Annotated in this window: 12 protein-coding genes; 4 read left to right on the top strand and 8 right to left on the bottom strand. The window is 57.1% G+C overall.

The annotated features are described in order from the left end of the window. Positions 1 to 11: 11 nt before the first annotated feature. The 8 genes from carA to citC form a co-directional block, all read right to left on the bottom strand. The gene (gene carA / locus HII27_RS14735; RefSeq protein ID WP_185668603.1) at positions 12 to 1160 is read right to left on the bottom strand and encodes a glutamine-hydrolyzing carbamoyl-phosphate synthase small subunit; all 1149 of its coding nucleotides are present in this window, start codon (positions 1158 to 1160) and stop codon (positions 12 to 14) included. Positions 1161 to 1616: 456 nt separating this feature from the next. Next, a complete protein-coding gene (dapB, locus tag HII27_RS14740; protein ID WP_185668604.1) occupies positions 1617 to 2438 on the bottom strand; it encodes a 4-hydroxy-tetrahydrodipicolinate reductase in 822 nt (273 codons plus the stop codon). 179 nt (positions 2439 to 2617) lie between these two features. After that, complete coding sequence (gene citG / locus HII27_RS14745; protein ID WP_185668605.1) at positions 2618 to 3526, bottom strand: triphosphoribosyl-dephospho-CoA synthase CitG; 909 nt, start codon at positions 3524 to 3526, stop codon at positions 2618 to 2620. Next, on the bottom strand, positions 3486 to 4055 hold the full coding sequence (gene citX / locus HII27_RS14750; protein ID WP_185668606.1) for a citrate lyase holo-[acyl-carrier protein] synthase: 570 nt from the start codon (positions 4053 to 4055) through the stop codon (positions 3486 to 3488). The genes citG and citX overlap by 41 nt, the downstream gene beginning before the upstream one ends. After that, entirely contained in the window at positions 4055 to 5575 is a 1521-nt protein-coding gene (citF, locus tag HII27_RS14755; RefSeq protein WP_185668607.1) for a citrate lyase subunit alpha, read from the bottom strand. The genes citX and citF overlap by 1 nt, the downstream gene beginning before the upstream one ends. Positions 5576 to 5585: 10 nt before the next feature. After that, positions 5586 to 6455 carry a citrate (pro-3S)-lyase subunit beta gene (gene citE / locus HII27_RS14760; RefSeq protein ID WP_185668608.1) on the bottom strand — a complete coding sequence of 290 codons (870 nt, stop codon included), beginning with the start codon at positions 6453 to 6455 and terminating at the stop codon, positions 5586 to 5588. Further along, the gene (gene citD, locus HII27_RS14765; RefSeq protein WP_185668609.1) at positions 6452 to 6745 is read right to left on the bottom strand and encodes a citrate lyase acyl carrier protein; all 294 of its coding nucleotides are present in this window, start codon (positions 6743 to 6745) and stop codon (positions 6452 to 6454) included. The genes citE and citD overlap by 4 nt, the downstream gene beginning before the upstream one ends. Positions 6746 to 6774: 29 nt before the next feature. Further along, on the bottom strand, positions 6775 to 7806 hold the full coding sequence (gene citC, locus HII27_RS14770) for a [citrate (pro-3S)-lyase] ligase (protein ID WP_185668610.1): 1032 nt from the start codon (positions 7804 to 7806) through the stop codon (positions 6775 to 6777). A gap of 251 nt (positions 7807 to 8057) precedes the next feature. Between citC and citS the strand changes: the two genes are divergently transcribed. The 4 genes from citS to HII27_RS14790 all read left to right on the top strand — a co-directional run. Continuing rightward, the gene (gene citS / locus HII27_RS14775) at positions 8058 to 9398 is read left to right on the top strand and encodes a citrate/sodium symporter CitS (RefSeq protein WP_185668611.1); all 1341 of its coding nucleotides are present in this window, start codon (positions 8058 to 8060) and stop codon (positions 9396 to 9398) included. A 160-nt stretch (positions 9399 to 9558) separates the two neighbouring features. Next, positions 9559 to 9798, top strand: a complete 240-nt coding sequence (locus HII27_RS14780) for an oxaloacetate decarboxylase subunit gamma (protein WP_185668612.1) — start codon at positions 9559 to 9561, stop codon at positions 9796 to 9798. Positions 9799 to 9813: 15 nt separating this feature from the next. After that, complete coding sequence (gene oadA, locus HII27_RS14785; protein ID WP_185668613.1) at positions 9814 to 11574, top strand: sodium-extruding oxaloacetate decarboxylase subunit alpha; 1761 nt, start codon at positions 9814 to 9816, stop codon at positions 11572 to 11574. 12 nt (positions 11575 to 11586) lie between these two features. Further along, positions 11587 to 12533, top strand: a 947-nt coding sequence (locus HII27_RS14790; protein ID WP_185668614.1) for a sodium ion-translocating decarboxylase subunit beta, incomplete at its 3' end; no start/stop codon positions are given.

Consider the following 12533-nt stretch of genomic DNA (forward strand, 5'->3'; position numbering starts at 1 on the left):
ATTACTCCTGATTATTTCGCGGACTGACGGTATTGCTCAATAAGCTCGATAAAGTGGTCGAACAGCGGTGCCGCATCGTGCGGGCCTGGGCTCGCCTCTGGGTGGCCCTGGAAGCTGAACGCCGGTTTATCGGTACGGTGAATCCCCTGCAGGGTACCGTCGAACAGAGATTTGTGGGTCACGCGCAGGTTGGCTGGCATCGACGCTTCATCCACCGCAAAACCGTGGTTCTGCGCGGTGATCATCACCACGTTCTTATCCATGTCTTTCACCGGGTGGTTACCACCGTGGTGACCAAACTTCATCTTGATGGTCTTCGCACCGCTCGCCAGCGCCAGCAGCTGATGGCCGAGGCAGATGCCAAATACCGGCACCTCGGTCTGGAGGAATTTCTCAATCGCGTCGATAGCGTAGTCGCACGGTGCCGGGTCGCCAGGGCCGTTAGACAGGAATATGCCGTCTGGATTCATCGCCAGAACTTCTTCGGCGGAGGTTTTCGCTGGCACTACCGTCAGGCGGCAGCCGCGGTCAACCAGCATACGCAGAATATTGCGCTTCGCGCCAAAATCGTAAGCCACCACGTGGAACGGCAGCTCTTCTTCGGATTTCGCTTCCGGCAGGTCACCCGCCAGCGTCCAGCTACCCTGCGTCCAGCTGTAGGCTTCAGCCGTGGTCACTTCTTTTGCCAGGTCCATCCCATTTAAGCCCGGGAACGCTTTGGCTTTTTCTAAGGCCAGCGTAGCATCCAGATTATCGCCTGCGATGATGCAGCCGTTCTGAGCACCCTTCTCGCGCAGCAGTCGCGTCAGCTTACGGGTATCGATATCGGCAATCGCCACGATGTTATGGCGCTTGAGGTAAGAAGAGAGGTCTTCGGTGTTGCGGTAGTTGCTGGCAATCAGCGGCAGGTCGCGAATAACCAGACCCTGAGCGTGAACCTGAGAGGACTCTTCATCGGCGGCGTTGGTGCCGACATTACCAATATGGGGATAAGTAAGGGTGACGATTTGGCGAGAATAGGAAGGATCAGTGAGGATTTCTTGATAACCGGTCATTGAAGTATTGAAAACGACTTCCCCAACCGCCGAACCCGTTGCCCCTATGGCCCGACCGTAAAACTGGGTTCCGTCTTCCAGAACCAATAGCGCTGACTTAATCAAAACACCCTCCAGAGAATATTTACTCGCTTTATTTGCATATTAATTCATAACAATGGCACAAATCAATGCAAATTTGCTTACCGATGAATTTCTGGCAAACGGCGGCATTCTAGTGACAGCCTCGGCAAATGTCTACCTTAAAGGACAATTTTTATTATTATTTTGCGCCACTGATGTGGCAACAAGGCGATAGCCATCAAAAAGATCAACTAACTCATTGTAGAAAACGCTTGCGGAGCAGGAAGAGTGTTAAATTTCACTGAGGGGAGTAAAAAAGTAGACCAGATGGTCAAAATTTACATTTAACCAACACATTTAAGCCGGATAATTTATAAAAATAATGCTTTCATAAAAAAAATCATAAAAAAAAGACAAAATAAAAGGGCAATAAAATATTGCCCTCTGTAATCAAGTAATTATGACTACAATAACCACATCACGATGGGTAATAAATACTTATAGTTCATTCAAATTCAGCACATCACGCATATCAAAAAGACCATTTTCCTTAGTCTTTAGCCACAATGCCGATCTCACCGCACCGTTAGCAAACGTCATGCGGCTGGAAGCCTTATGCGTGATCTCTACACGCTCGCCAATATCAGCAAACATCGCGGTGTGTTCACCGACAATGTCACCGGCGCGAACGGTGGCAAAACCAATGGTACCCGGCACGCGTTCGCCGGTATAACCTTCACGCGAGTAGACCGCGCAGTCCTTCAGATCTTTATCCAGCGCCCCGGCGATCGCCTCACCCATTGCCAGCGCCGTACCTGACGGTGCATCCACTTTGTGGCGGTGGTGCGCTTCAATAATTTCGATATCGGTATAGTCGCCCATGACCTTTGCCGCTTTCTCCAGCAGCTTGAGCATGACGTTAACGCCAACGCTGAAGTTGGCCGCGAAAACGATCGCAATCTCTTCTGAAGCCTCGCGAATGGCCTGTTTACCGGCATCGTCAAAGCCGGTGGTGCCAATGACCATGCCTTTGCCGTGCTGGCGGCAAAACGCCAGATGCGCCAGCGTGCCTTCCGGGCGGGTAAAATCGATGAACACGTCAAAATCATCTTTTACCGTATCCAGGCTGCTCTGAACGGTGACGCCAGACTTGCCTGCGCCCGCCAGTTCACCGGCATCGCTGCCCAGTAAAGAAGAGCCTTCACGCTCCAGCGCTGCCCCTAATTGAACTCCTTCCATCGCCAGGGTTGCCTGGATTAACTGCCGTCCCATGCGGCCGCCAGCGCCAGCAATGGCGACGCGGATTTGTGCATCATGCATAGCTATTCTCTTTTGTTAAAATTGCGTAAATCGTTTTCAGAGTAACCAGCCCGCTGCAGGGTCGCCAGCCGAAAACGCCCATAATTAGAATTTAATGATAAACAGAGAGGAATATCAGTAAAAGACATGATTCATCCCGCAGGATGAATCAATAGCATAGGCAGGAAATGAAGTGAAACTTACTCAGAATAGAAAGGACCGGCCGGGAAATGACTTAAAAACCAGGTCACCGCCAGTAAATCCGCGCTACCACCTGGGCTTAAGTTACGCGCTATCAGCTCGTCATCAAGTTGCTGCATCGCTTCAATTCCACCGTCTACCAGCACCCCGCCCTGCCACAATAATTTTTGCGCCTGCTGCTGAACGTAATTGAGCCCTTCCAGCCCGCCGCGGGAGACCAGATTGGTGTCGTCATTCCAGGCCATCAGATGCAATAACGTTTGCAGCAGCGCCAGATTGGTATCGTCGTGCTCCTGAAGTACACGATGATAAACGGGTAGCGCCTGCGTTCTGACGGTACGAAAACCGCTCTCCGCCTCGCCGCGCGCGCCTGTCAGCCCGTAGCGTAAAAAGTGCTGTTCGCCCTTGCTGAGCTTGCCGCCTTTCTCCAGCGACAGTTCTCGCGCCACCATATCCCGGCATAGGCTCGCCACGGTGTCGCAAATATGGTGCTGCGACAGCGACTCCCCCTGTGCGACAAGGCGACCTATCGCCGTACTGAGCAGCCCGAAGGCAAAAATTGCGCCGCGATGCGTGTTCACGCCATCGGTCGCCTGCAGCATGTCGTTTTCGCAGGCTAGCCCAAGCGGACGAATCATCACCAGCACTATCTGCGGATCCAGCTTCGAGGTGCTGCTTCCCATCATGAAAAACTTTTCCATCCACGGCGCAATCGCCGCCGTGCTGCGCTCAAAAGCGGCCAGATCCATGTCCCGATGGGCACCGGCATTGCGAATATCCACCAGCCCCGGTTTCGGCGTTAACCGCACTTCGGTCAGCAGCGCGCGCGCCACCAGTCCAATAACCTCTTCGGCTTTCAGCGTTACGCTAACTGGCGTATGCCGTTCCGTCACTACGTTCACGCTCATAGCTATCAATCCTTCGTGCAATTTCATCTAACAAGAGGCCGAGAGAGTGCGTTCGACCCCGCGCACAGACGTGGGCATCCTGCTGACAAATCAGGCATTGCCTGGCGGGCAGCCCCAGTTCACGACGCGAAAGCGACCGGCCGTCGCTATCAATCACGTCAATATCCCAGAGCCTGCCCAGCGGATGCTGTTGTTCCAGCATCACCAGCTGTCGTTTCAACGCTTTAGCAGGCGCGCAGACCGCCGCCATCCATTCCGGGCCGCTCGGCGCATCCGTACGCGTTTCCCAGACGGTGACCCATTCCCTCTGCTGACAGACCGCCGTCATCTCGCGCTGCGCATACTCTGCAACGCGCTGCCACACGGGGGAGTTTTTGACCGCTCCCGGCGCCACCAGTGAAAATGAGATCAGCGGCAGTCGGTAACAGTCCAGCGCCTGACGCTGACGCGCCGCGCGGCTATCGCGCGCATGGAGCATCGCTTCCAGCGTTACCGACTGACCGCTGAAGAGGAGGTCTGCGCCGTTCATCAAAGTTTAACCTGGCGGATCACGTCGATCACCGAACCATCGCGATAGCGCACCACTGCCACGATTCGGTCGGTAAAGGCGATAGGCTGCGGTTTACCCGTCAGTTGCTCCGCACGCTGCTGGAGCTGTTCGATAGTCATCAGCGCCACGCCTGCCTGCTTCAGGTTATCAATCAGATCTTGACGCGCCGGGTTCACCGCGATGCCGTGATCGGTGACAAGCACATCGACGCTCGCCCCTGGCGTGACGGTGGTCAGCACCTTCTCCACCACGCAAGGAATGCGCCCGCGCACCAGCGGCGCGGTAATAATGGTGAGATCGGCCCCAGCCGCCGTGTCGCTATGCCCGCCGGACGCGCCGCGCAGCACGCCGTTCGAGCCGGTCATCACGTTCACGTTGTAGTTCACGTCAATTTCCAGCGCGCTGAGCATCACCACGTTCAGACGTTCGCATGCCGCCCCTTTGGAGCCAGGGTTGGCGTACTGGTTGGTGGAAATCTCAATGTGATTAGGGTTTTGCGCCAGAGACCGCGCGGCATCGCCGTCAAAGGATTGGGTATCGAGCAGCGCTTTAATCAGCCCCTTCTCATGCAGATCCACCATCGTGCCGGTGATCCCACCAAGGCCGAAGCTGGCGGTAATATTGTGGCGACGCATTTTATCTTCGAGGAAGCGCGTCACCGCCAGCGACGCGCCACCGGTACCGGTCTGCAGGGAAAAGCCGTCTTTGAAATAGCCCGAATGTTCAATCACCTGCGCCGCCTGACGCGCGATCATCAGCTCGCGTGGGTTGCTGGACAGGCGAATCGCCCCCGCGGTGATCTTCGCCGGATCGCCCACTTCATCGACCTGAACAATATAATCCACCTGATCCTGCGCAATGCTCGCCGGATAGTTCGGGTATGCCACCCACTCTTCCGTCAGCAGCACCACACAGTTGGCATGTTCGGCATCAACCTGCGCATAGCCCAGCGAGCCGCAGCGCGATTTACCGCTAAAGCCGTTCGCGTTGCCGAACTCATCGCAACACGGTACGCCGAGGAAAGCGACATCGATATTCAGTTCACCGCTCTGGATAAGCTTCACGCGCCCACCGTGAGAATGGATCTGCACCGGGTTTTCCATCAGCCCGGCGGAGATCTCCTCACCTAACTGGCCGCGCAGGCCGGAGGTGTAGATCTGGCGGATCACGCCATTTTTAATATGTTCGATAAGCGGCCAGTGCGCGTCAATCAGGGAGCTGGAGGCGAGCGTTAGATCGCGAAAACCCATTTCCGAGAGCTTCGCCATCACCATATTGACGACCTTATCACCACCGCGAAACGCGTGGTGGAAAGACACGGTCATGCCATTTTTAAGCCCGGAACGACGAATCGCCTCTTCTAATGAGTCGCATACCTTGCGCTGACGCTTTTCGTTTTCGCAGGCCAGCCACGGACTATTGTGGGTCACGCCCTGGTATGGCTGTAATCCTTCCGGCACGACGTATTGCTGTTCCAGCATGTTGATTGTCTCTTTCATGGTTCCCTCCTTAATCACGAATGCCGGAAGCCGACAGCGCCACCACTTTGCGAGCGTGGTCGATGATCGGGCCGTCGATCATTTTGCCGTTCAGCGACACGACGCCAAGACCTCGGGACTCCGCCTCTTCGGCTGCGGCAATCACTTCCCGCGCATGCTCCACCTCTTTTAAGGTCGGTGAATAGGCCTGATGCAGCAGCTCAATCTGCCGCGGGTTCACCAGCGATTTGCCGTTAAACCCGAGCCCCTTCGCCAACTGAACCTCTTTGAGGAACCCTTCTTCATTGTTGATATCTGACCAGACCACGTCATAGGCGGCGATACCGCCTACGCGGGCGGCGTGCAGCACGGCGCAGCGCGCGTAAAACAGCTCAGTACCATCGCCACGGCAGGTGCCCATATCCATCACGTAATCGAAGGCCGCCAGGGCAATCGCCACCATGCGTGGGCTAGAGGTGGCAATCTCCACCGCGTTCACCACGCCCAGCGCTGATTCAATCGCCGCCATCAGTTTGGTGCTGCCTACTTCACGCCCGCATTCGCGCTCAATGCGCTCAACGTGGGCTTCCAGTTCATGCACGTCCTCTTTACGGTCGGTTTTTGGCAGGCGGACAATATCCACGCCAGCGCGGACGACGGCTTCCAGGTCGGCCAGGCCAAACGGTGTGTTTAGCGGGTTAATGCGCACCACTTTCTCAACATCTCGATAGAAAGGATGCTGTAGCGCGTGATGTACCAACAGACGGGCAGTGTCCTTTTCGCGCAGCGAAACGGCATCTTCCAGGTCGAACATCACCGCGTCGGCGCCGTAGACAAATGAGGTACTCAACATGGCGGCATTCGCGCCGGGGATAAACAGCATACTGCGACGAGGTTTCATAGCGCACTCCATTGAATGTCGGTCTGCTCAGCCGCGCGCAGCGCTGCCGCCTGTACCCTGGCCCGCAAAATGCACTCCAGCGCCCCTTTGTCATCGACGCTGACCTGCGCACGTTCGACCCCCAGTTTCTCCAGCGTTTCGCGAACCACGCTTTCAATCGCCGCGCCAAACTGCTGCTTCACCAGGCTCTCCAGCTCCAGCCGAATACCTGACTCGGAGGAAGGGCCAATCCTGACCATTACATCGCTGGATTCCAGCGTGCCGGCCAGGGCATCCTTAATGATTTCCATAGGTTATGTTCCTTGTTAACGATATTACGTCATGCGGTTTCAGTCTGTTCAGCGGCAAGGCGCTGCAAAAAAGCCAGCGTCCCGGCGGGCACCAGCGCACTCACCGCCCGCCAGTCACGTTCGGCGTAGAGCTTCCTGACCCGCGAGGCAGAAACGGGAGCCCCCCCTTTCTCCATACGCACCAGCTCCACCACCTCAATTGCCGGGCCGCGACCGTGCGCCGAGCCCAGAATGTCGTGCATTCGCTGGTTGTATGCGCGCGTCAGAGGGCAGAATGGTTCGTTACCGACAAAGCGGTGGGTAATGCCCAGCGCGGGCGCCAGATGTTCGCGAAATAGCTGAAGATCAATCTGGCTGTGGCAATCGTCCACCGCCCCCTTTTCTTTGAGGAAGTAGCCGGGGAAGGTCGCTCGTGAGATCAGGTAGGCGGAACCAGGATGCAGCGTGAGATTCTCAATGCCGACAACCCCTTGTTCGATCAGCGCCCAGCGGTCGGTGTAGCGAAACTGCGAGGCGTCTTCTTTCACCACAAACAGATGCAGCCAATCACAGCGCGCCGCCGCTTGTTCAATCAGATAGCGATGGCCGAGCGTAAAGGGATTGGCGTTCATCACGATGGCGCCAATGGTCTTTCCCGGCTGACGATAGAGCGCCAGCTGGCGGCAAAAGCGGGCCAGCCGCTCACTGCTGTTTTCCATCAATACCGCCTGCGTCCCCGCCTGCGCGATGGGCCAGAAACCCGCGCCGGAAAACAGCACGCTATTTTCTGGTTTGGTAAACAGAAACAGTTCGCTGCGGTTGAGTTCATAGGCCAGCGTGAGCAGTTCGGTCAGCAGCTTCAGGCTCAGCCCTTCGCCCTGCAAGATGGGAGAGACAGCGATGCATTTGAGTACGTTGCCAGCGATAGCGCCGCAGCCCACAATGTCGTTTTGCCACTCGGCGCACACCACCACTTCACAATCGGCTTCCAAAGAGAGCCCGGCCTGCTTCAGAAAGCTCGCCAGCGCCTGGCGGCGCGTTTCATCTTTCTGCGGATAAATCCGTTTAAACGTTAGATTCATTATTCTGCGTCCGTAAGCAAATAACGCCGCATATTTCGCCAGCGTTTGCGCTATTCGTCTGGAATAGAAATCACATTTCCCATGCTAGTTTTATTACCTTTATGGTTTTTATGTTCTTAATTAAAGAGGGAAATAAAAATAATTAAATTAATAAAAAACACCACCGTTCAGTGAACATAATCACATCTCATCGGGAATTGAATTTATTAATATGCGCGGCGTTACCTCTCACGATAAACAGGATGATGTTTATGACTAACATGACCCAAGCTCCCGCCGCGGAGAAGAAGGGCGCTCGTGATTTACTGGGATTTAAAATCTTCGGTATGTCGCTGCCGCTTTATGCTTTTGCTTTAATTACGCTATTACTTTCACACTTTTATAATGCCCTCCCCGATGACTTAGTTGGCGGCTTCGCCATTATGTTTATTATCGGTGCTATTTTTGGCGAAATAGGGAAGCGCCTACCAATATTTAATAAATATATCGGTGGCGCACCAGTAATGATATTTCTGGTTGCCGCCTACTTTGTTTATGCCGGCATTTTCACGCAGAAAGAAATTGATGCGATTAGCAACGTCATGGATAAGAGTAACTTCCTTAACCTGTTTATTGCGGTACTGATTACCGGCGCGATTCTGTCGGTTAACCGCAAGCTGCTGCTGAAATCACTGCTCGGCTATATTCCAACCATTCTGACCGGGATCGCAGGTGCCGCCATTTTTGGTATCGCCATTGGCCTGTGCTTCGGCATTCCGATTGACCGCATCATGATGCTGTACGTGCTGCCAATTATGGGCGGCGGTAACGGCGCGGGCGCAGTACCGCTGTCTGAAATCTACCATTCCGTCACCGGGCGCTCCCGCGAAGAGTACTACTCTACCGCCATCGCCATTCTGACCATCGCCAATATCTTTGCCATTATCTTTGCCGCCGTACTCGACATTATCGGTAAAAAATACAACTGGCTTAGCGGTGAAGGCGAGCTGGTACGTAAAGCCTCGTTCAAAACTGAAGACGATGAAAAAGCGGGCCAGATCACCCACCGTGAAACGGCTATTGGCCTGGTGTTATCCACCACCTGCTTCTTGCTGGCCTACGTTGTCGCCAAAAAGATCCTGCCAAGCATTGGCGGCGTATCCATCCACTATTTCGCCTGGATGGTACTGATCGTCGCGGCGCTGAACGCCTCTGGTCTGTGCTCACCAGAGATCAAAGCCGGTGCTAAGCGTCTTTCCGACTTCTTCTCCAAACAGCTGCTGTGGGTGCTGATGGTTGGCGTCGGCGTTTGCTATACCGACCTGCAGGAAATCATTGATGCGCTGACCTTTGCGAACGTAGTGATTGCGGCGGTTATCGTGGTTGGTGCCGTTGTCGGTGCCGCTGTTGGCGGCTGGCTGATTGGCTTCTTCCCGATTGAGTCCGCCATTACCGCAGGCCTGTGCATGGCGAACCGCGGCGGTTCAGGCGACCTGGAAGTGCTTTCCGCCTGTAACCGTATGAATCTTATCTCCTATGCACAAATCTCCTCCCGTCTGGGCGGCGGTATTGTGCTGGTCATCGCCAGCATCGTGTTCAGCATGATGGTGTAATCAATACGCACGGCGGTGTTCGTGTTGCCAATGCCAAAGTGAACGTAGAGGCCAGAGCCGGGGGCGGCCGAGGGAAATCCACTCTACGACTCCTTAGCCGGATTCACTGAGGCATTGGTCAACACCGGCACCGCCGTGCCCCTGTTCTGGATAATCATTTATGACTGCTGCCGTACTGCTGGGTGAAGGCTTCACCCTGATGTTCCTCGGGATGGGATTCGTGCTGGCGTTTCTGTTCCTGCTTATTTTCGCTATCCGCATGATGTCCACCGCCATCGCCCGTTTCTTCCCCGAGCCCGCCGCCACTCCCGCGCCGCGCGCCGTGCCCGCCGTGGACGACTTCACCCGCTTAAAGCCGGTGATTGCCGCGGCCATTCACCATCACCGTCTTAACGCTTAAGTTCCGGAGGGAACCATGACTCTCGCTATTACCGATGTCGTCCTGCGCGACGCCCATCAGTCCCTGTTTGCCACCCGTCTGCGCCTTGATGACATGCTGCCCATTGCCGCTCAGCTTGATGACGTCGGCTACGGCTCGCTCGAATGCTGGGGCGGTGCCACCTTTGACGCCTGCATCCGCTTCCTTGGCGAAGACCCGTGGCTGCGCCTGCGCGAGCTGAAAAAAGCCATGCCGAAGACCCCGCTGCAGATGCTGCTGCGCGGGCAGAACCTGCTCGGCTACCGTCACTATGCCGACGATGTGGTCGAGCGCTTTGTCGAGCGGGCGGTGAAAAACGGCATGGACGTGTTCCGCGTTTTCGATGCCATGAACGACCCGCGCAATATGAAAGCCGCCCTGCAGGCGGTGCGCAGCCACGGCGCCCATGCCCAGGGCACGCTCTCCTACACCACCAGCCCGGTGCACACCCTGCAGACCTGGCTGGACCTGACCGAACAGCTGCTGGAAACCGGCGTTGACTCCATCGCCATCAAAGATATGTCCGGCATCCTGACGCCGATGGCGGCCTTTGAGCTGGTCAGCGAAATCAAAAAACGCTACGACGTACGGCTGCATCTGCACTGCCACGCCACCACCGGGATGGCGGAGATGGCGATGCTGAAAGCCATTGAAGCCGGTGTTGACGGTGTGGATACCGCCATCTCTTCGATGAGCGCCACCTACGGTCACCCGGCTACTGAAGCGCTGGTCGCCACGCTGGCCGGGACTGCCCATGACACCGGGCTCGACATTAACAAACTGGAAAATATCGCCGCCTATTTCCGCGAGGTGCGCAGGAAGTACCACGCCTTTGAAGGCCAGTTGAAAGGCTATGACAGCCGCATTCTGGTGGCGCAGGTGCCGGGCGGCATGCTGACCAACCTGGAAAGCCAGCTGAAGCAGCAGAACGCGGCGGACAAGCTTGACCTGGTGCTGGCGGAAATCCCCCGCGTGCGCGCAGACCTCGGCTTTATTCCACTGGTGACCCCGACCTCGCAGATTGTCGGCACCCAGGCGGTGCTCAACGTGCTGACCGGCGAGCGCTACAAAACCATCGCCAGAGAGACAGCGGGCATTCTGAAAGGTGAATACGGCCGTTCCCCGGCCCCGGTGAATGCCGCACTGCAGGCGAAGGTGCTTGACGGCGCGCAGGCCATCACCTGCCGCCCGGCGGACCTGCTGAAGCCGGAGCTGGCGGCGCTGGAAGCGGACATCACCCGTCAGGCGCAGGAAAAGGGCATCACCCTTGCAGAGAACGCCATCGACGACGTGCTGACCGTGGCGCTGTTCCCGCAGCCGGGCATGAAGTTCCTCGAAAACCGCCACAACCCGGCGGCGTTTGAACCGCTGCCGCAGGTGGAGAGCGCGAAGCCCGCCCCGGCAGCAAAACCGGCCTCCGCCGGTATCTACACCGTGGAAGTGGAAGGCAAAGCCTTTGTGGTGAAAGTCAGCGACGGCGGCGATATCAGCCAGGTGACAACCACGACCGCCGCGCCGGTTGCGGCCCCGGCTCCGGCGGGCGCAGGCACCCCGGTTGCCGCTCCGCTGGCAGGCAACATCTGGAAAGTGGTGGCGACCGAAGGCCAGCACGTGGCGGAAGGCGACGTGCTGCTGATTCTGGAAGCGATGAAGATGGAAACCGACATCCGCGCCGCGCAGGCCGGAACGGTGCGTGGCATCGCGGTGAAAGCCGGGGATGCGGTCGCAGTCGGCGACACCCTGATGACGCTGGCATAACGGAGAGGACGAATGGAAAGTCTGAACGCCCTGTTCCAGGGCATGGGGCTGATGCACCTTGGCGCCGGCCAGGCCATCATGCTGCTGGTCAGCCTGCTGCTGCTGTGGCTGGCGATTGCGAAGAAGTTTGAGCCGCTGCTGCTGCTGCCGATTGGCTTCGGCGGCCTGCTCTCCAACATCCCGGAAGCGGGTATGGCGCTGACCGCGCTGGAGAGCCTGCTGGCCCATCACGATGCCGGACAGCTGGCGGTGATTGCCACGAAGCTCCACTGCGCGGCGGACGTACACGCCATTAAAGAGGCGTTAGCGCTGGCGCTGCCGTCGGTGCAGGGCCAGATGGAGAATCTGGCGGTGGACATGGGCTACACGCCGGGCGTGCTGGCGCTGTTCTACAAAGTGGCGATTGGCTCCGGCGTGGCGCCGCTGGTTATCTTTATGGGCGTGGGCGCGATGACCGACTTCGGCCCGCTGCTGGCGAACCCGCGCACCCTGCTGCTTGGCGCGGCGGCGCAGTTCGGCATCTTCGCCACCGTGCTGGGCGCGCTGACGCTGAACTACTTCGGCGTCATCCCCTTCACCCTGCCGCAGGCGGCGGCGATTGGTATCATCGGCGGCGCGGACGGCCCGACGGCAATTTACCTCTCCAGCAAGCTGGCCCCGGAACTGCTGGGGGCGATTGCGGTGGCGGCCTACTCGTATATGGCGCTGGTGCCGCTGATCCAGCCGCCGATTATGAAGCTGCTGACCAGCGAGACGGAGCGGAAAATTCGTATGGTGCAGCTGCGTACGGTCAGCAAGCGGGAGAAAATCCTCTTCCCGGTGGTGCTGTTGCTGCTGGTGGCGCTGCTGCTGCCGGACGCGGCACCGCTGCTGGGGATGTTCTGCTTCGGCAACCTGATGCGGGAAAGCGGGGTGGTGGAGCGTCTGAGCGATACGGTGCAGAACGGGCTGATTAATAT

Origin of the sequence: Kluyvera sichuanensis, assembly GCF_014218705.1 — a bacterium.
In the GTDB taxonomy this organism is placed as follows: domain Bacteria; phylum Pseudomonadota; class Gammaproteobacteria; order Enterobacterales; family Enterobacteriaceae; genus Kluyvera; species Kluyvera sichuanensis.